The 18,294-nt window shown below is 57.0% G+C and carries 17 protein-coding genes; 8 read left to right on the forward strand and 9 right to left on the reverse strand.

Annotated elements, in window-relative coordinates; translation table 11 throughout:
- Positions 1–7 precede the first annotated feature (7 nt).
- The 3 genes from ACFSAG_RS11530 (at position 8) to ACFSAG_RS11540 (ending at position 2,011) form a co-directional block, all read left to right on the forward strand.
- Positions 8–415, forward strand: coding sequence for a phage tail tube protein (locus ACFSAG_RS11530; RefSeq protein ID WP_381514877.1), 408 nt, complete (start codon positions 8–10; stop codon positions 413–415).
- Positions 412–729 carry a GTA-gp10 family protein gene (locus tag ACFSAG_RS11535; protein ID WP_381514880.1) on the forward strand — a complete coding sequence of 106 codons (318 nt, stop codon included), beginning with the start codon at positions 412–414 and terminating at the stop codon, positions 727–729. Before ACFSAG_RS11530 ends, ACFSAG_RS11535 begins: the two co-directional genes overlap by 4 nt.
- A 154-nt stretch (positions 730–883) precedes the next feature.
- Positions 884–2,011, forward strand: a complete 1,128-nt coding sequence (locus tag ACFSAG_RS11540; protein ID WP_381514883.1) for an OmpA family protein — start codon at positions 884–886, stop codon at positions 2,009–2,011.
- A gap of 99 nt (positions 2,012–2,110) precedes the next feature.
- Here ACFSAG_RS11540 and ACFSAG_RS11545 read toward each other — a convergent pair whose 3' ends face one another.
- Both ACFSAG_RS11545 and ACFSAG_RS11550 read right to left on the reverse strand, forming a co-directional pair.
- Complete coding sequence (locus ACFSAG_RS11545; RefSeq protein ID WP_381514886.1) at positions 2,111–4,870, reverse strand: [protein-PII] uridylyltransferase; 2,760 nt, start codon at positions 4,868–4,870, stop codon at positions 2,111–2,113.
- Positions 4,871–4,909: 39 nt separating this feature from the next.
- Positions 4,910–6,616, reverse strand: a complete 1,707-nt coding sequence (locus tag ACFSAG_RS11550) for a class I adenylate-forming enzyme family protein (protein WP_374613097.1) — start codon at positions 6,614–6,616, stop codon at positions 4,910–4,912.
- A gap of 115 nt (positions 6,617–6,731) precedes the next feature.
- Between ACFSAG_RS11550 and lgt the strand changes: the two genes are divergently transcribed.
- Together lgt and ACFSAG_RS11560 are read left to right on the forward strand one after the other, a co-directional pair.
- Complete coding sequence (gene lgt, locus ACFSAG_RS11555; protein WP_381514891.1) at positions 6,732–7,562, forward strand: prolipoprotein diacylglyceryl transferase; 831 nt, start codon at positions 6,732–6,734, stop codon at positions 7,560–7,562.
- The gene (locus ACFSAG_RS11560; protein ID WP_381514894.1) at positions 7,552–8,628 is read left to right on the forward strand and encodes a class I SAM-dependent methyltransferase; all 1,077 of its coding nucleotides are present in this window, start codon (positions 7,552–7,554) and stop codon (positions 8,626–8,628) included. The genes lgt and ACFSAG_RS11560 overlap by 11 nt, the downstream gene beginning before the upstream one ends.
- On the opposite strand, the gene ACFSAG_RS11565 is transcribed toward ACFSAG_RS11560, so the two are convergent.
- The 4 genes from ACFSAG_RS11565 to ACFSAG_RS11580 are packed head-to-tail and all read right to left on the reverse strand — an operon-like array spanning position 8,629 to position 12,163.
- The gene (locus ACFSAG_RS11565; RefSeq protein ID WP_381514897.1) at positions 8,629–9,240 is read right to left on the reverse strand and encodes an ABC-type transport auxiliary lipoprotein family protein; all 612 of its coding nucleotides are present in this window, start codon (positions 9,238–9,240) and stop codon (positions 8,629–8,631) included.
- Positions 9,240–10,214 (reverse strand): MlaD family protein, encoded by a 975-nt coding sequence (locus ACFSAG_RS11570; RefSeq protein ID WP_381514900.1) that lies wholly within the window; start codon positions 10,212–10,214, stop codon positions 9,240–9,242. Before ACFSAG_RS11570 ends, ACFSAG_RS11565 begins: the two co-directional genes overlap by 1 nt.
- 51 nt (positions 10,215–10,265) lie before the next feature.
- On the reverse strand, positions 10,266–11,054 hold the full coding sequence (locus ACFSAG_RS11575) for an ABC transporter ATP-binding protein (protein WP_381514903.1): 789 nt from the start codon (positions 11,052–11,054) through the stop codon (positions 10,266–10,268).
- Positions 11,054–12,163: an ABC transporter permease gene (locus ACFSAG_RS11580; protein WP_381514906.1), complete on the reverse strand. Its 1,110-nt coding sequence runs from the start codon at positions 12,161–12,163 to the stop codon at positions 11,054–11,056. Before ACFSAG_RS11580 ends, ACFSAG_RS11575 begins: the two co-directional genes overlap by 1 nt.
- An 80-nt stretch (positions 12,164–12,243) precedes the next feature.
- On the opposite strand from ACFSAG_RS11580, the gene ACFSAG_RS11585 reads away from it, so the two are divergent.
- Complete coding sequence (locus tag ACFSAG_RS11585; protein ID WP_374613084.1) at positions 12,244–12,948, forward strand: HAD family hydrolase; 705 nt, start codon at positions 12,244–12,246, stop codon at positions 12,946–12,948.
- Between the two features lie 3 nt (positions 12,949–12,951).
- Here the strand turns inward: ACFSAG_RS11585 and ACFSAG_RS11590 are convergent, their stop codons facing one another.
- From ACFSAG_RS11590 to pgeF, 3 genes are all read right to left on the reverse strand, one after another.
- Positions 12,952–14,247, reverse strand: a complete 1,296-nt coding sequence (locus ACFSAG_RS11590; RefSeq protein WP_381514908.1) for a cystathionine gamma-synthase family protein — start codon at positions 14,245–14,247, stop codon at positions 12,952–12,954.
- 64 nt (positions 14,248–14,311) lie between these two features.
- Complete coding sequence (locus ACFSAG_RS11595; RefSeq protein ID WP_381514911.1) at positions 14,312–15,715, reverse strand: SLC13 family permease; 1,404 nt, start codon at positions 15,713–15,715, stop codon at positions 14,312–14,314.
- 1 nt (position 15,716) lies between these two features.
- Complete coding sequence (gene pgeF, locus ACFSAG_RS11600; RefSeq protein ID WP_381514914.1) at positions 15,717–16,499, reverse strand: peptidoglycan editing factor PgeF; 783 nt, start codon at positions 16,497–16,499, stop codon at positions 15,717–15,719.
- Between the two features lie 75 nt (positions 16,500–16,574).
- Between pgeF and ACFSAG_RS11605 the strand changes: the two genes are divergently transcribed.
- Both ACFSAG_RS11605 and ACFSAG_RS11610 read left to right on the forward strand, forming a co-directional pair.
- The gene (locus tag ACFSAG_RS11605) at positions 16,575–17,399 is read left to right on the forward strand and encodes an SDR family oxidoreductase (RefSeq protein WP_381514916.1); all 825 of its coding nucleotides are present in this window, start codon (positions 16,575–16,577) and stop codon (positions 17,397–17,399) included.
- A gap of 76 nt (positions 17,400–17,475) precedes the next feature.
- A complete protein-coding gene (locus tag ACFSAG_RS11610; RefSeq protein WP_381514918.1) occupies positions 17,476–18,261 on the forward strand; it encodes an esterase/lipase family protein in 786 nt (261 codons plus the stop codon).
- The last annotated feature ends 33 nt before the right edge of the window (positions 18,262–18,294 follow it).

An 18,294-nucleotide genomic window follows, 5' to 3' on the forward strand; every position in this document is an offset into this window, starting at 1 on the left:
AGTATCGATGCCCGCAGAAAAGGGAAGTGCCTTCTTGCTGAAGGTAGGCGATGGCGGTTTGCCGCCGGTTTATGCGACCGTCGCCGGCTTGCGCACGACGCAGCTCAGCATCAATGGTGATGCAGTGGTAATCACCAACAAAGGTTCGGGTGCCTGGCGTGAACTGCTGTCGGGTGCAGGTGTGCGATCGGTTTCGGTTTCGGGTGCCGGGGTGTTCACGGGTTCAGTCGCCGAGACCCGTATCAAGAATAATGCGCTTTCCGGCGTGCTCGACGACTATGAACTGAGTTTTGAAAGCGGTGAGCGGCTGCGTGGGAAATTCCTCGTCGCGCGGCTCGACTATGCCGGCGATTTCAATGGTGAGCGCAGCTACACACTTGCGCTTGAAAGCTCAGGTGGGGTGGCGGCTTTATGACCGGACCTGCCAATTCCGTGCGCGGCGAAGCAAGCTTGCGCGTCGGCGAAACCGATATTTTGCTGCGCCCGACCTTTGCAGCATTGGTTGCAGCAGAATTTGCAGCATTGGTTGCAGCAGAAGAAGAGATTGGGCCGCTATTCGCGCTTGTTGAACGGGCGGCTGCGGGGCAGCTGCGCCTATCCGAAATGGTTGCGCTGTTCTGGCATTGCAGGGTCGAGGGGGCGATACCGTATGACCGCGGGCAATTTTCAGAAGCTGTTAATGCTGGGCGGCCAATAACATCCGACCCGGTTCGACAAGTTCGCGGTTAATCGCTGTAAACCTTTGCCCTTTTTTTCCGCAATAACGATGAAAGGCGACATTTTGGCAACAGTTTGCGGGCAAAGTAAGCTTGCAACACAGCACGATAGGGGTTAGACCTTTTACACCAATTTTTCATTCCTAAGATAGAAAAGGGGAAAGTTGATGCGTAAGTTGGCCATTGGTTTGGCACTCGCTTCCACTGCTCTGGCAACACCGTCGATGGCCCGTGATGGCCAGTGGTATGTCGGAGTCGACGGCGGTGCCATGATTGTTGAAGATTTGAAAGCTGATGTCGGACCTGTTCCGCTTGAAGCTTCGCTGGATACCGACACCGGTTATGATTTCGGTGCAGTTGTAGGTTACGATTTCGGCGGCTTCCGTCTCGAAGCCGAAACTTCCTATCGTAATGCAGACGTCACCGGTACCTCGAGCTCTGCAGCGTTGATGCCGAGCGGTGCAGGAACTGCGTTGCAGTCGGCTGGCAGCTATGACACTGCTGGCGGTGCGAATGCCCTCAGCTTCATGCTCAACGGTGTTCTCGATTTCGGCGAAGATGATGGTCTGCAGGGCTTTGTCGGCGGCGGCGTTGGTGTTGCTCGCGTTGACGTTAAGAACATCTTTGCTGCACCCGCTTGGCTTGACGATTCCGACACCGGTTTCGCATGGCAGGCAATTGCTGGCATTCGTGCTCCGCTCAGCGACAGCTGGGATGTTGGCCTGAAGTACCGCTTCTTCAACGCTCCTGGCGTTGATCTGGTGGATCGCCTTGGTCGTGACGTAAGCACCCGCTTCCGTTCGCACTCGCTGATGGGTAGCCTGGTATACAACTTCGGTGGTGAGCCTGAGCCCGAGCCCGTCGCTCCGCCGCCGCCGCCGCCGGTCGTAGCACCGCCGCCGCCGCCGCCGCCGCCACCGCCGCCGCCGCCGCCGGCTCCGGTTTGCAACACTGGTCCGTACATCGTGTTCTTCGATTGGGATAAGTCGAACTTGCGTCCTGACGCTGCTTCGACCCTCGATAACGCGGTTGCTCAGTATGCAAATTGCGGCAACGCTCGCGTCATGCTTGCCGGCCACGCCGACAAGTCGGGTGCAGCAAGCTACAACGTTGGCCTGTCGCAGCGTCGTAACGCAACCGTTCGCTCGTATCTCGAGTCGAAGGGTGTTCCGGGCGGCGTGATCAGCACCGAAGCATTCGGTGAAACTGCTCCGCTGGTGCAGACCGCCGACGGTGTTCGCGAAGCGCAAAACCGTCGCGTTGAAGTGACTTACGGTCCGGGTTCGGGCATGTAATCACTTTCGCGATTGCGAAACAGAATGGGGGCCGGCTTAACAGTCGGCCCTTTTTCTTTGCGTTTTCTCGGGTTTGTTATGGCCGTTGAGACTGCATCCTCAAGCTACGGCTTGAACATTTTCCTGTGTCATACCGGATGCTGCTTCGAGCATCCGTGCTTCCAGCGCTTTCAGCCGTGACTTGTTTTCGATTTTGCCACCAAACAAGTCGGTGACGTAGAAAGTGTCGACTGCGCGCTCACCGTAAGTGGCGATATGCGCACTGTGCAACGTCACTTTGGATTGGAATAAGGCCAGCGCCAAATTGTTCAGCAGCGCAGGACGGTCTGCCGCACTGACTTCGACGACCGTGAATCTGTTCGAAGCCTTGTTGTCGATCAACACCGAAGGAGCAATGCGGAAGGCATCCGCACGTCGAAGCGCAACGGGCTTTGCCATGAGCCTGGGCGAGAGTTTGCTGCGATTGGCGAGCGCGTCACCAATGGACTGCTTGAGCCTCTGAATCTGGTCCGCTTCCTGGAATGGCCGTCCCCATGGATCCTGAACCAGGAAATTGTCTACCGCCAAGCCATCGGTGCTTGTGTGGATACGCGCATCGATAATGTTACCGCCAGCCAAATGGATTGCGCCGGCGATGCGATAGAAGAGACCCGGATGGTCAGCAGCCAGCACGGTAATCAAAGTGGCGCCGCGATCCGGATAATAACAGGCGTCAATTGCCAGTGCTTCCTGCGCATTGTCCATGAGCAACCGCAGATTGCGAATGATGATGTCATCGGGTTCCGCAATCCAATAGGATTCGGGCATCCGCTTTGCCAATCGCTGGAATTTCTCGGCTGGCAGGGCAAGCTCGCTTTGAGCGGCAGTTTTCTTGCTCGCGATGCGTTCTTCGCGCCCCCTCTGTTTATGGCCGAGCCGCAAAACCTCTTCTGCCGCTTCAAAAAGATCGGATAGAAGCTGCCTCTTCCAACTGTTCCATACGCCCGGTCCGACCGCCCTTATATCGACCACGGTCAGCACCAGCAGCAATCGCAATCGCTCGATGGAGGTGACGACCTGCGCAAAATCGAGGATGGTTTTGAAGTCTGCCAAGTCGCGTTTGAAAGCAGTAGCCGACATCAGTAGGTGGTGCCGCACCAACCAGGCAACGGTTTCTGTTTCGGCCTCTGATAATCCAAGCCTGGGGCACAGTTTGAAGGCAACCTCAGCCCCCAAAACGCTATGATCACCGCCGCGTCCCTTTGCGATATCGTGCAGCAGAACGGCGACGTAAAGCACCCTGCGGCTTAGAATCTGCTTCACAATTGCCGATGATAGCGGGTGGTCTTCGCGATGGTCGCCGCGTTCGATTTCTGCAAGCAGGCCAATGGCGCGGATCGAATGCTCGTCCACTGTGTAGTGGTGGTACATGTCGAACTGCATTTGCGCGACAACGCGCCCAAAGTCGGGGATGAACCTGCCGAAGACCGTGGCTTCATTCATCCACCGCAACACCGATTCGGGATTGCGGGCCGAACAAAGCATTTCGAGAAACAGTTCGTTCGCCCGCGGGTCCAACCTGACTTTGTTATCGATCAACCGCGCATCGCGGCGTGCCGCACGCATCGCCAACGGATGGATTTCAAGCGCATAAAGATCAGCTAGCTGGAACAGCTCTATCAACCGCACCGGATCTTCGCGGAAAAATTCGTCGTTTGGCAGCGCCAACCTTCCGCGATCCAAGACAAAGCCGTGCAGTTTCCTCGGTTTCCTTGAAAAGCTTGGGAGGAAACGGCGTCCCTTTTTTGCATGGGCTTCATCTAGATGAGCTAAGAATAGCCCGGTCAGATCACCAACCGTTTTGGCATTCAGGAAATAGAGCTGCATGAACCGCTCGACGGCCGACTTACCCGGGCGGGCGGCAAATCGCATGCGCTCAGCGACATCGCGTTGTAGGTCAAAAGTCAAACGATCTTCGGCGCGACCGGCAAGGTCGTGCATGTGGCAGCGCACGGCCCACAGGAAATTTTCAGCCTTTTCGAAGTTGCGATATTCTTCTTGCGTTAGTAGCCCAACATCGACCAACGCGGCCGGCGAGCGCACGCGATGCACATATTTGCCGATCCAATAGAGCGTGTGCAAATCGCGAAGACCGCCTTTGCCATCTTTTATGTTGGGTTCCACAACATAACGGCTGTCGCCCATGCGTTTGTGGCGATCATCGCGCTCTGCCATTTTCTGGGCAACGAAATCGGGTCCCGTTTTAGCCGCGACTTCGCTCCAGAAACGTACGGAGGTTTCCTCATAAACCTCCCGGTCACCCCAAACGAAGCGGCCTTCTAACAGGGCAGTCCGGATAGTCAGGTCTTCGAGCGCCATCCGGATGGTTTCGTCGATCGAGCGGCTCGATTGTCCGACCTTCAAGCCGAGATCCCAAAGCAGGTAGAGCATCGCCTCCACCACTTGCTCGGTCCATCCGGTCCGCTTGTAGGGGGTGATGAATGCGATATCGACGTCGCTATACGGCGCCATCTCGCCTCGCCCATATCCGCCCACTGCAACAATCGCGAGCTTTTCGGCAGACGACCTGTTGGCCACGGAGAACATCGAATTGGTAACGAAGTCGTAGGCCAGCCGGATGATCTGGTCGATCAGGAAGGCCTGATCCTTGGCGCAACTTCTACCATGCGACGGCTGATCCAAGAGGCGCCTGGAAATTTCTGCCTTGCCATCGCGCAAAGCCGCCTGGAGCAGCGACAGGACTTCGGCACGCAATTTTGCCCCATCCAGATCCGCGCAAAGGGCAGAGATTTCCTCTGCCAACTTTGCACGGTCGATGATGTCGCGCTGCCGACTTCTGTTGGGAGACGTCCCGTTCATGATACAGCACTTAGAATATGCTCCGCATGGGAGAAAGGCTTATTCTTCGAGCGCTTTCACCTTTGCGTTATATTCCCGCCGCAACGTTACCCGGTCGATTTTCTGGGTGCCGAGGCGGGGCAATGGTTCGGGGACACGCCAAAAGTGGACGGGAACCTTGAACGGAGCCAGCTTCGCCTGAAGGAAGGATTTGAGCTCATCGGGTGAAAGTTCCGTTCCCTCCTTGGTGTAATATACAAGGCCGGGCACCTCACCATAACGATCATCGGCAATTCCGAAGACCGACAATTCGGCTATCGCATTATGTTCATAGGCAGCAGCTTCGACTTCGGGGCAGCTGATATTCTCGCCGCCGCGAATGATGATGTCTTTTTTGCGATCGACGATAAAAAGATAACCGTCTTCATCCAGATAGCCGATATCACCTGTACGGAAATAGCCATCATCGGTGAATGCGGCTTTGGTGGCTTCATCATTGTTCCAATAGCCATTGAAATTGGCGATCGAGCGGATGCAGACTTCGCCGCGTTCACCTTGCGGCATTTTGTTGCCGTCATCATCAAGGATTGCGAGATCAACTAGCGGCTTGGTCGCCGGGCCGGTGCTCGATGGTTTGGCGAGATAATTCTCGGTAAAATTGCCGCAGCCCACACCATTGGTTTCGGTTAATCCGTAACCGAGGAGCGGGAAACCCCATTCCATTTCCTGCTTGATGCGTTTGACATGTTCGACCGGGCGGGGAGCGCCACCCGCAGCAAATGCGGTGCACGATGTCAGATCATATTTGAGGCGATTGGGGTGGGTTGCAATTTCGATGCTCATCAGCGGCACGCCAACGAAGTAGGTGATCTTCTCCTTCTCGATCAACTGCATGGCATGCTCGGCATCCCATTTGGGCATGAGCACCAGCTTTCGACCAATAGCGAAGCTCTGTAAAAGGACAGGCACCGCCGCGGTGACGTGGAATAGTGGAACGTTGAGCAGAGTTGCCGGTTGCATTGTTGGAGCTTCGCCAGTCGAGGCGAGAATTTCGAAGAAGACCAGGGTCTGTCCGACATAGCTCATTGTGCCTTGGACAACCCCGCGATGGTCCGACCATGCGCCTTTTGACTGGCCTGTTGAGCCGGAGGTGTAAAGTATGGTTGCAGCATCGAGCGGGTCAATCGCGGGCAGTTCGGTTTCGGTGCCACCGCCCTTGGCTAGCAGCGCCTTCAACCCCTCCAACGGGGCGACATCATGATCGAATAGGATCAATTCCGCGCCGCCAATGTCCTCGCCTTGCAAACGAGCAGCGCGCTGCGCATCGGCGAGCACGAAGCGGCAATCAACCATTCGGATGCCGTCTGCCAGCTCACCGCCTTGCCACCAGCCATTCAGCAGGGTGGCAACACCGCCTGCCATCAATATGGCCATATAGGCGATGATCCAGTTCGCCGAATTGCGGGCTGCGATGCCGACACGCTCTCCAGATTTGAGGCCATGGCCTTCTACAAGACCGCCCGCCAGTGCGCGGGCGGCGCTGTGGCATTCGGCAAAAGTAAGCCGTTGGTCACCATCGATCAGGAATTCCTTCTCAGCATTCATGGCGCAGAAAAACGCGAAATAATCTCGCAGATTGCCGGGTGCTTTCGCAATTGCAGGGATCTGGACGCCATATTTTTCGACATAGTTGACAGCCAATGGGCCATCATCGGCCATCAAACGTGCAACGGTGCTTTCAATTGCCTGGTCCAAAACCGTCGGCATGGCGAATCTCTCCTTTGTTCTTTTTTATGTTTCCCTTTTGGCTATATAGTGCCGCAAATCCAAAAGGGGATGCAAATTGTACATTGCAACCGCGGCCGCCGCTGCCAGTGAGTATATGAAATTCACCGATTTGGGCATTGGCCCTGTGGCTCTCGATCTCGGAATATTCGAATTGAGATGGTATTCGCTCGGATACTTGTTCGGGATATTGCTCGGTTACTGGTGGCTCACCAAGTTGATCCGCAAGCCCGGTTCGCCAATGTCGCGCGAGCATGCTGACGACATGATTTTATACGCAACTCTTGGCATCATCTTGGGTGGGCGCATCGGTTATATCCTGTTTTACCAGCCAGGGATGCTCGCAACCCCCCTTGAGATATTCAAGCTGTGGGAAGGCGGAATGTCGCTGCATGGTGGCACTCTTGGTACGATTTTCGCCATCTGGTTGCTCGCGCGTCGATATAATCTCTCGTTCCTGCGCGTTTGCGATTACATTGCCTGTTGCGTTCCTTTTGGGCTGTTCCTTGTCCGCCTCGCCAATTTCGCGAACAGCGAATTGTGGGGGCGTGTCACCGATGTCAAATGGGGCATGATATTCCCCAATGGCGGCGATCTGCCCCGCCATCCCAGCCAATTGTACGAAGCCGGGGCTGAGGGTTTGCTGATGGCAGCCATTTTGTGGCCGCTCTTTTTCAAGACGGATGCCCGGTACAAGCCCGGCTTCCTTTTCGGCATGGCAGCGCTGATCTACGGAGCGGCGCGGTTCATGATTGAATTTGTCCGAGAGCCCGATGCGCATCTGCAGCATGTTGTCGAACAGACCGGACTGAGCATGGGGCAATGGCTGACTGTTCCGATGCTGTTGATTGGTTTGTTCCTGGTACTGACGGCAAAGGGTCGTCGCCAGCGGGTCGAACCTGTCGCCGGTGCGGGCAGTGTCGCCTGATCCAACCAATCTGGCGGCCTTGCTCGCCAAGCAGATCGAGCAAACAGGACCGATCAGCGTCGCAGACTTTATGCGCGCTGCGAACGAGGCTTATTATGGCAAAGGTGATCCGCTCGGTACCAGAGGAGACTTCATAACCGCGCCCGAAATCAGCCAGATGTTCGGAGAACTCATCGGACTTTGGCTCACCGATATGTGGATCCGCGCCGGGCGACCTGACAACTGCGTTTATGTGGAATTGGGGCCGGGCAGGGGCACTCTGGCCGCTGATGCGCTGCGTTCAATGCGCCAATTCGGTTTCGCGCCACATGCGCATTTCGTCGAAACCAGCGAAGCTTTGCGGCAGTTACAGTCGAATGCTGTCCCCGGCGCACAATTTTCATCGACGGTCGATGATCTGCCTGACGATGTCCACTTGCTGATCGTTGCCAACGAATTTTTCGATGCCTTGCCCGTAAGGCAGATGGTTTCGACCCATGCCGGCTGGCGCGAACGTGTGGTCGTGCGCAATCAAGGCATGAAGTTCATGGCGACGCCCGGAATGCATCCGATGGACGAACTGGTCCCGCCAGAATTCCGCAATGCCCCAAGTCCGAGCATTTACGAAACCTGCCCGGCGGCAAGTGCCATCATGTATGAACTCGCTGGACGTATCTCTTCTCAAGGTGGAGCAATGCTGATCGCGGATTATGGATATACCATGCCCGGCATTGGCAGCACACTACAGGCTGTCCGTGCGCACCAGTTTGCCGATCCGTTTGAAAATCCGGGGCACCATGATTTGACCGCACATGTCAATTTCGTGGAGCTCGCCAATCTCGCCCGTATGCGTCACCTTCGTGTGAACGGCCCGGTGGAGCAGGGCGAATGGCTCAAGGCTCTCGGAATTGATGCGAGAGCTCAGTCTCTCTGCACGAACCAACCGGAAAAAGCCGAGCAGATCCTGGCGGCACGCGAACGCTTGGTTGAGCCCGCTGGCATGGGCAGCCTTTTTAAGATTCTGGGTATTTCGAGCGAAGAGTGGCCGGAACCCGAAGGCTTTGGAGCCAGCCAAAGCCTGGGCTGATTAGAGAGCAGCCAGCCAGGCCGCGACGTCGCTGGCCACTTTATTCGCTGCGCTGTTGAGCGCTTCACCCGCCGGACGGGGCTTTATTTCCCCCATAGCTTCGCGCGCTTCGAAGCGGCGCTTCTCGATTGACCCACCCTTGCGGATGTGGACGGCGTCGAAAATGGCGACCGCTTCCATGCTGGCTTCATCGACGCCGAATTCAACCAACTGACCGGACAGATAGCGCTCTGCCTTGCCCGCAGTTTCGACTTCGTTGAGTATCAATGTGCCGTTCTTCGCCGCTACTGTCTCGGCCAGCAATTGCTGGACGAGGATGGCTGGCTTGTCGGTCCAGACACTGTCTTTGAGATAGGCGATATTCCCGGCATCGATTTGCACTGGCACGCGATTGGTATCGAGCTTGCGCGGCACTTCCGGGGTCAGGACTACCAACGCATCTTTCGCCAATCCGCTTTTGCTAGCACCAGTCGCGACACTTGCGTCTGCAGACAGGGTCAGAAGCGACGCGGGCGCCTTGCTGCCAAAGCTGACGCAGCCCGAAAGCGCAGCCGCTGCAACAACAGTTAGTGCGATCGATTTCGCAGCGCGGATCGAAACAAATTTCGACATCATTTGCTCCTGCCCGGTTCGTAATCGGGTAATTTTGGTGCGGTAACAATTCCGCCAATGCCCTGCTGGTCGAGACGCTCGGTTACCGACTGCAGCGATGCTGAAAGCCTCCGCAAATCCCGGGCAAGTTGGTTCACCTCGGGCAACGTTTGCGAATTCAACGTTTCCAGCGCGGGATTGGCATTGTTGAGCGATGTCTCCAGCGCGGCAAGGCTGCCATTTGCAGAACGCAAAGTCTTGCGCAGTTCGGCCATCATCGGTCGGCCCTCGGCATCGAGCAATGTGTTCGCGCTTGCCGTCAGGCCGGACAATTGTTCTGCAGCATTTCCAACCTTGTTCAGCGCGACGCGCGATTCCTGGATGGCAGCGCGCAGATCGGGGGCTTGCGTTGCCAGAGAACCGGACAGGCTTTCCACATTGTTGAGGATTTGCTCGATCGATTGCTGGTTCTTGTCGGAAAGGACGATGTTCAACCGTTCGGTCAGTGTCGAAAGACGTTCGACCAGCAACGGTGCATTGTTCAGGATTTCGCCAAGTGCGCCGGGCTTGGTTGGGATTACAGGGCGGCCTGCGGGGCACAGGCTTTTAGGATTCTGTTCGGGGCAGCTGATCGGAGGCGCGCCTTTGATGGCGCCATCAAGCTGGATCTCGGAAACGCCCGTAAAGCCGACCCCGCTGATGGTTGCCGTAGTGCCTTGCAAGATTGCTGTGTCGGAATCGATGGCGATACGCACACGAACGAAATCCGGATCGGGACGCCACAATTTGATATCCTGCACTTGGCCTACGGGTACACCTGCGAAAGTGACGCCGGAGCCCTTGGCAATTCCGTTCACCGATTGCTGGAAAAAGATATCATATTCCGATTTCGCGCCATCGCCGATCCGCGCGAGCCAGACGGTGAAACCCGCCACAATGGCAAGCAGTGCAAGCGTGACGGCACCAACCAGGACATAATGCGATTTGGTTTCCATTACGTGCCTTATGGCCCTTCCCGGCGTTGGTTGTCCATGCCCATTCCCATTTTACCCATTCTGTCTTTCGTGGCCCAACCGTGCGGCACGACCACGCGGGCCAGTGAAATAGTCATGTATCCATGGGTGGTCGGTCGCCAGCAATTCGTCGATCTTGCCTACTGCGATAACCTTTTTGTCTGCAATCACGGCGACCCGATCGCAGATGGCATAAAGCGTATCCAGATCGTGGGTGATCAGGAATACGGTCAAGCCCAATGTTTCCTGCAGATTGCGGGTAAGCTCATCGAACATCGACGCACCGATCGGATCAAGCCCCGCAGTCGGCTCGTCAAGGAACAGCAATTCCGGATCCATGGCGAGTGCACGGGCGAGGCCTGCGCGCTTCTTCATCCCTCCCGACAATTCTGACGGATATTTATACGCAGCCTCTGGCGGAAGTCCGCTCAGATGTATTTTGAACCGGGCGATTTCATCTAGTAACTGGTTGTCGATCTGCGGATAGAATTCGCGCAGCGGCACCTGGACATTTTCCGCAACGGTCAGCGTCGAGAACAGCGCACCGCCCTGGAACATCACGCCCCAACGGCGTCGGACTTCAAACGCTTCATCCTCTTCCCTGCCGCGCATCGGCGTGCCGAAAACGCTGACTTCGCCAGCCTCGGGCTCTTGCAAGCCGATGATTGCCCGCATCAGCACAGACTTGCCCGTGCCCGATCCACCGACAACACCCAAAATCTCGCCCTTGCGAACATCAAGATCGAGATTGTCGTGAATGACCTGTGCTCCAAAAGCGGTGCGCAGGCCACGAACCGAGATAACGGATTCTTGTTCCGCCATCAGTCCCACCCGATTTCGGTGAAGAACACCGCGAAGAAGGCATCGAGCACAATGACGAGAAAGATTGCCTGAACAACGGCAGCAGTTGTCTTGCGACCAACCTCTTCCGAGTTGCCATGCACGCGCATACCTTGGAAACAACCCGCCAGCGCAATGATTGCGCCAAAGACCGGGGCCTTGACCATGCCGACATAAAAGTCGGTCAAGGGCGTCACTTCGCGAATACGCTGTACAAAAGTGGCGGGCGGAATGTCGAGTGTGAGCCAGCAGAACAGCCCTCCACCGATTATAGCCACAAGTGATGCATAAAGCCCGAGCAGCGGCATCATGATCACTGTCGCGATGATCCGCGGCAGGACAAGCGCTTCAACTGGCACGACACCAATTGTGCGCATCGCATCGACTTCCTCGGTTATCTTCATCGTGCCGATCTGCGCGGCAAAGGCCGAGCCCGATCGGCCTGCGACCATGATGGCGGTCATCAACACGCCGAGTTCGCGCATGGTAAGGCGGCCGATAAGGTTCACCGTCCAAACTTCAGCGCCGAACTGACGGAGCTGCACCGCGCCTTGCTGCGCAATCACGATACCGATCAGGAAACTCATCAGGCCGATAATGCCCAATGCGCGCACGCCGACAGTATCGAAATGCTGCACAATCGCGTGGAATCGCAAACGCCCCGGATGCAGGATCAGGTTGAGTGCGCCTTTTACGCATTGGCCGATGAAAGCGATAAACTCCACAAAGGTCCGGGCAGTGCTGATGACCGCTGCACCTAGTTCATGGAGCACGAACAGTGCGGGAGAACCCTTCGCAGGCGCTGTTGCAACATCATCGGCACCTTCGATTGCCGCGATCAATCTCTGCGCATCCGAATCCGCACCCGTGATTTCGGCCCCATGATCGCGCGCGGTCCGGTGGACCAGCCATGCACCGATGGTGTCGATATGATCGATTTGTGAAATATCGACCTGTGTCACATTTGCCGAAACCGCGCGTAGTCGTTCGTCCAAATCGCCCAGTCTGGCTATAGCGAGCGCACCGGAGAAGCGCAGCGCTGTCCCCCCATCGGGCAATTGCTCTTCGGTAAAGTCAGCAGGTTGCGCCATTACCCGATGATAGGCGCATTCGTGCACGCATAACAAGGGTGAAGGCTTTGCAAATTTGGAACGCGCCTTATGCTGGGGGCATGGACAGGGAAAACAAGATCCGCATCGCGATCTATGACATGGACAAGACAGTTACACGCAGGGCCACATATAATGGCTTCCTGATGCATATGGCTTGGAACAAGTCACCATGGCGGCTGCTGATGCTTCCTGTCTTGCCACTGGGATTGATGCTCTATGCGCTGAAAATCTGGAGCCGGAGCCAGTTGAAGCAGTTTTCGCAGAGCCTGTTGATTGGTCGCAAGGTTCCCCGCATCCAATTTGCGCGCCATCTTGAACGCCATGCCGACCTGGTGCTTGGCAAGAATGTCTATCAAGAGGCGAAATGGCGGATCGATGCGGAAAAGTCGGACGGATATCGCCACGTGATCGCGACTGCATCGTACCGCTTATATGTCGAAGCGATTGCCGCCAAGCTGGGGTTTGACGATGTCATCGCAACCGAACTCGCCACCGATGATAGCGGCCATGTCCTCGCGCGGATCGATGGCCATAACTGCTATGATGAAGCCAAGCTCGACCGAGTGAAAGCATGGATGGCGGAAGTAGGCCTGGAACGGAATCAATGCCATATCCGCGCCTATTCAGACCATGTGTCCGATGCTCCCTTGCTCTCATTTGCCGACGAAGCCTTTGCCACCAACCCACACCCGCCGCTAGAACGGCTGGCGCGGGATAAGGGATGGCAGATCCTCGATTGGCGCGACGGCGACCCCGCTACCTGATTATCAAACCTGGTCGAGTGCCTGTTTGAAATCGGCAATCAGATCATCCGGGTCCTCTATGCCGATCGAGATGCGCACCAGGTTGTTGGTGATGCCCAATGCCTTTTTGCGTTCCTCAGGAACTGACAGGTGGGTCATCGCGGCCGGATGGCTGGCGAGGGTCTCGGTTCCGCCCAGGCTGACCGCCAGCTTTGCGATCTTGAGTGCGTCAAGGAAGCGAAAGCTCTCCTTCTCGCCGCCCTTGATAAAGACCGAGAAGGTCGAGCCGGCGCCGCTACAATGGCGGTTGTAGATATCCTGCTGCGCAGGATCGTCGATCATTCCCAGATAGCCAAGGCCGACAACCTTTGGATGCGTTTTCAGGAAAGCGCAGACCTTTGCCGCATTTTCCCCCGCGCGCGTCATCCGCAGTTCGAGTGTTTCGAGGCTGCGGAGCAACATCCATGCAGTGTTGGGATCGCAGATTGTGCCGATGGTGTTGCGCATCGGACGGATGGTATCGATCAGTGCTTGGCTACCGCAGACGCCGCCTGCCACTAAGTCCGAATGCCCGCCTGCATATTTGGTGAGGCTGTAAACAACCAGTTCTGCGCCCTGCTTGATCGGTTGCTGCCAGAGCGGGCCGAGGAAGGTGTTGTCGATGGCAATAGCCGGCTTTTGCTCACCCGGGAAAGCGGCATCGCGTGCAGCGCGGACCGCCTCTACATCGACTAGGGCGTTGGTCGGGTTGGCAGGGCTTTCGAGATAGACCAGCGCGACCTTCCCACCCTTTTTCTTGGCCAGTTTTTGCGCCTCGACAAGAATCTTATCGAGTTGTTTGCGATTGGCTCCAGCGGGAAAATCGACAAAAGAAACGCCAAAGCGCGAGAGGATACGCGCGATCAAGGACTCGGTCGCCGCATAGAGCGGACCCGAATGCACGATCACGTCATTCTGGCTGACCAGCGCAAGCAACAACGTAGCAATCGCGGACATGCCGCTGGAAAACACCAGCGCATCATCGGCGCCGTCCCATACCGCGAGGCGGTCTTCCAGGATTTCCTGATTGGGTCCGTTGAAACGTGAGTAGACGAGGCCGTCTGCGGGCCCTTTGCGTTTGCCAGTAATATGTTCGAAGAAGCGCTTGCCCGCGGCCGCGTTTTCAAATGCAAAGGTTGATGTCAGGAAGATAGGTGGCTTGAGCGCGCCTTCGGATAGCACTGGGTCGAAGCCATGCCCCATCATCAATGTCGAAGGTTTGAGGGTGCGACCGCCGATTTTCTTGATCGGTGATTTACCCTTGCGGCGTGGTTCGGTCATGCATCAATCTCCTTGATGCCGACCTTAGCAATATTTGTTTCATTTGAAACTAAATTGCGCGCCTTCAATGGAAGGTTGCGACGAACCAGACCACACCCACGATCAACGGCACGCCAAAAAGGTCGATCAGCAAGCCAGCCCTCAACATCCTTGGCAGCGCGACATGGCCGGTGGCCCATGCAATGGCATTCGGACCGGTTCCCGAAGGCATCATGAAGCCCCAGCTCGCCGCGACCGATGCACACATTGCAAGCAGCCAGGGATCGGACCCTGTTGCCGCAACCAGCCCTGCAACCACGGGCATCACCCCGCTTGCAGTAGCAACGTTGCTGGCAAATTCTGTAATCAGGATAACGAGCGCCGTGACCGCCGCTGCTATGATCAATGGATGCACGCCCGCGAGCGGTTTCAACGCTTCGCCCAGCCAATCGGCCAGCCCGGATTCGCTGATCCCGGCGGCGAGCGCCAAGCCACCCCCGAACATCATGATCACGCCCCAAGGCGCGCGGTCTGCCTCTTTCCAGACAAGCAACGGACGGCCGCTGCCATCGGGAAGGAGGAACAGCAGTAGCGAGCAGGCAATCGCAATCGAGCCGTCCGTGACCGAACCTTTCGGTAGGATGGATTCGAGCTGTGGCTGTGCTAGCCAAAGCGCTATCGCCAACAGGATCACCGGCAAAAGCCGCTTTTCCGCTGTGGTCCAATCACCCTGCTTGCCTATAGCTGCGCGCGCCGCTTTCGGATCGAATTCGGTCGCTTCGATTTTCTGGACCTTGGCGAGAATAAGCGCAGCCATCGGCACCGCGACGAGCAGGATCGGGATACCGAACGAAGACCAATCGGCGAAGCTGATATCCATGCCGACCTGCTTTTCGATCAGGCCAACCGCAATCGGATTGGTCGGCGAACCCACCAATGTGCCTAGCCCGCCCAGCGAAGCTGCAAAGGCAACACCGAGTACCAATGCACCCGCCATGCCGTTAGTGTCTTCTTCCCTTACGCCGCCGGCACCCAACACAGCCAAAGCGATGGGCATCATGATTAGCGACGTCGAAGTATTGGAAATCCACATCGAGATGAAAGCGGTTGCTGCCATGAAGGCGAGAAGGAGGCCGAACCGGCTTTGGCCGGCAAAGCCCAGTATCCAGAGCGCGATGCGCCGATGCATCCCAGTGCGTTCAACTGTCAGCGCGATGAATGCGCCGCCAAGTATCAGGAACAGGATCGGCGAATAATATTCCTTGGCGACATCGCCCGCGCTCAGGATCCCCATCAGCGGTAGGGCCAGGAAAGGCAATAATGCGGTGACGGTTAGCGGGAAAGCCTCTGTCATCCACCAAATGGCCATCAGAACCGTCAACGCGGCGACATGCCATGCAGGTGCCGCCATAGATGCGGGCGGTCCGACCAGCAGCATCAATAGGAAAACAGCAATCCCGCCCCAAAGTCCCCCGGTTTTTGCTTTCACATCAGCCCCGCAATCCGATCAGAGAAATTTCGCGCCCATAGCCGGGTTCGCTGCGATGGCAGCTACGCCGATAGCTGAAAAAGCGATCGGGCTGCGAATAGGTGTCTTCGCCGAAGCATTCGACTTTGGTCACCCCGGCCTCGGCCAGCCGCGCGGCGACATAGCCTTCGATATCAAACTGCCAATGGCCGGGTTTGCCGTCGGCAAAGAAACGCTCATTCTCGTCCGCTTCCTGAACGAAGCGTCGGTAAAAGCCGTCGTCGACTTCATAGCTTTTCTGCGCGATGCATGGACCAACGGCGCAGACGATACGCGCGCGATCAGCCCCCAAAGCCTCCATCGCATTGAGCGTATTGTCGGTGACGCCGGTGATCGCGCCTTTCCATCCGGCATGCGCGGCCCCAACCACTCCAGCTTGCAAATCGGCAAACAGCACCGGAACGCAATCTGCGGTCAGGATGCCGAGCAAGATGCCCGGCCGGTCGGTCACCATCGCATCGGCGTGCGGACGCGCATCGATTGGTAAAACCTCGTTCACGGTGACAACATCGGGGGAATGGACCTGATGGACGGTTGCCAGCTCAGCCCCAGGCATAACCGCCGTCACAGCTCGTCGGCGGTTCTCCAGAACAGCTTCGCGGTCATCGTCAGACCCTAGCCCCACATTTAGGCCAGCATGGATACCATCGGATACGCCGCCCTTGCGACCGAAAAAGCCGTGCGGCACCCCTGCCAGCAGGCGGCTGCGCACGATTTCGACCGGGTCTTGGCTTGGGCTCTCCATGGCGCTCTCTTCGCATTGCCCCTTGTGCTTGGCAACATGCTTGACGCTGGCACTGCAAGATTGGAGAGACGGGGCATGACGGGAAAGATGCTGATCTTTGGAATGGGTTATACAGCCAGCCGCTTGGCGCAACATTTGCGCAAGCTCGGTTGGGAAGTGGTGGGCACAAGCCGCAGCGCAGTCATGGGCGCGTTTCGCTTCGACGATGATGAGCGTGTGATGGCCGCCATGTCAAATGCCACCCATATACTCTCTTCGGTCCCGCCCGCGCGCGAAGGTGGCGATCCGGTGCTGGAACGTTATGGCAGCGCGCTGCAAGCTGCGCCTGCCAAGTGGATCGGTTATCTCTCCTCCACCGGTGTCTATGGCGATACGGGCGGTGCCTGGGTCGACGAAACCGCGCCAATTGGTGGTGGTCGGCGTAGCGCACGCGCCGCGGCGGATCTCGAATGGCAAAAGCTCCGTGATGATGTGTCAGTGTTTCGCTTGCCTGGCATCTATGGCCCAGGGCGTTCCGCGCTGGACAGGGTGCGCGAAGGAAAAGCGCATCGTATCGATATTCCAGACCAGGTCTTCAGCCGCGTCCATGTCGACGATATTGTGTCGGGCATAGTTGCCAGCTTTGCCGGGCCAAGCGGCATCTACAATTTGGCCGACAATCTGCCCTGCAGCCAGAATAACGTTATAGAGTTTGCTTGCACCCTGTTGGGGATGCAGCCCCCGTTGCTGCAAACGCTTGAAGAGGCGCAGCTTTCACCCATGGCGGCGGCATTTTATGCGGAAAACCGCCGGGTTTCTAACCTCAAGGCACAGCGACTGCTCGGATGGAAGCCCGACTATCCTGATTATAAACAAGGGCTTACCGCATTGTTACACAGCTTAGGTGAAAAAGCGGATTGACGGCGACTCCCGCTTAGGTCAGCCTCCTGCGATAAATCCGGCGCAGAACCGGCATAAAGTTCGCAGGAGAATGCTTTTGGCAACTGCCGCTATTGAAGACGTGTCGCGTCCCTCGCTGTTTCTCGCGCTGACCGAGTTTCCCCGTGCCATGGCCGAGTTCGGTTCGATGACCTGGGCCAGCCCGCTTCTGATGCAAGCGCCCAAAGGCGATGGCCATCCGGTGCTCTTGCTCCCCGGTTTCATGGCCACCGAATTTTCGATGAAGCCGCTGCAAACCTATCTCGACAAACTGGGCTACAACGCATTTCATTGGGAACTTGGCCGCAATCTTGGCCCCAAGGCCATCGGACATAATGGCGAGCATTTGATCGCGCGGCTGGAGCAGATCCATGCCGAAACCGGTCGCAAAGTCAGCCTTGTCGGCTGGTCGCTTGGCGGAACGCTTGCGCGTCAATTATCGCGGCGTCGCCCGGATATGGTGCGGCAGGTGATTTCATTGGGTTCACCCATTGTTGGCAGCCCCAAATCGACCAATGCGTGGCGGGCTTACCAGATGCTTACGGGTCACAAGATTGATGACCCCGATGTGCAGGCGCAATTGGCCGAAAGCCATGATGTTCCACCCGTACCTTCGACCGCAATCTACTCGCAGCAAGATGGTATTGTTGCATGGCAGAACAGCCGTGAACCAAAGGCGCCGCATACCGACAATATCGAAGTGAAAGGCAGCCATTGCGGCTTGGGCGTCAACCCGACCGTGCTTTGGGCGATTGCGGATCGCTTGGCTCAGGAAGAGGGCCAATGGAAACCGTTTGAGCGTGGCGGCATTCGCAGCCTGCTTTATCCGTCCAGCGGCCACTGATAACCTATTGTGGAATTTGAAGGGGGTCCCGGC

Source organism: Sphingorhabdus buctiana (assembly GCF_042680825.1).
GTDB classification, from domain to species: domain Bacteria; phylum Pseudomonadota; class Alphaproteobacteria; order Sphingomonadales; family Sphingomonadaceae; genus Sphingorhabdus_B; species Sphingorhabdus_B buctiana.

What these genes read in the sequence shown, in the direction of transcription:
- ACFSAG_RS11570 (WP_381514900.1), bottom strand. Translation starts at nt 10,214, where the DNA reads ATGGAAACCAAATCGCATTATGTCCTGGTTGGTGCCGTCACGCTTGCA.
- ACFSAG_RS11535 (WP_381514880.1), top strand. Translation starts at nt 412, where the DNA reads ATGACCGGACCTGCCAATTCCGTGCGCGGCGAAGCAAGCTTGCGCGTC.
- ACFSAG_RS11575 (WP_381514903.1), bottom strand. Translation starts at nt 11,054, where the DNA reads ATGGCGGAACAAGAATCCGTTATCTCGGTTCGTGGCCTGCGCACCGCT.
- ACFSAG_RS11580 (WP_381514906.1), bottom strand. Translation starts at nt 12,163, where the DNA reads ATGGCGCAACCTGCTGACTTTACCGAAGAGCAATTGCCCGATGGGGGG.
- pgeF (WP_381514914.1), bottom strand. Translation starts at nt 16,499, where the DNA reads ATGGAGAGCCCAAGCCAAGACCCGGTCGAAATCGTGCGCAGCCGCCTG.
- ACFSAG_RS11540 (WP_381514883.1), top strand. Translation starts at nt 884, where the DNA reads ATGCGTAAGTTGGCCATTGGTTTGGCACTCGCTTCCACTGCTCTGGCA.
- ACFSAG_RS11565 (WP_381514897.1), bottom strand. Translation starts at nt 9,240, where the DNA reads ATGTCGAAATTTGTTTCGATCCGCGCTGCGAAATCGATCGCACTAACT.
- lgt (WP_381514891.1), top strand. Translation starts at nt 6,732, where the DNA reads ATGAAATTCACCGATTTGGGCATTGGCCCTGTGGCTCTCGATCTCGGA.
- ACFSAG_RS11550 (WP_374613097.1), bottom strand. Translation starts at nt 6,616, where the DNA reads ATGCCGACGGTTTTGGACCAGGCAATTGAAAGCACCGTTGCACGTTTG.
- ACFSAG_RS11545 (WP_381514886.1), bottom strand. Translation starts at nt 4,870, where the DNA reads ATGAACGGGACGTCTCCCAACAGAAGTCGGCAGCGCGACATCATCGAC.
- ACFSAG_RS11585 (WP_374613084.1), top strand. Translation starts at nt 12,244, where the DNA reads ATGGACAGGGAAAACAAGATCCGCATCGCGATCTATGACATGGACAAG.
- ACFSAG_RS11530 (WP_381514877.1), top strand. Translation starts at nt 8, where the DNA reads ATGCCCGCAGAAAAGGGAAGTGCCTTCTTGCTGAAGGTAGGCGATGGC.
- ACFSAG_RS11605 (WP_381514916.1), top strand. Translation starts at nt 16,575, where the DNA reads ATGACGGGAAAGATGCTGATCTTTGGAATGGGTTATACAGCCAGCCGC.
- ACFSAG_RS11590 (WP_381514908.1), bottom strand. Translation starts at nt 14,247, where the DNA reads ATGACCGAACCACGCCGCAAGGGTAAATCACCGATCAAGAAAATCGGC.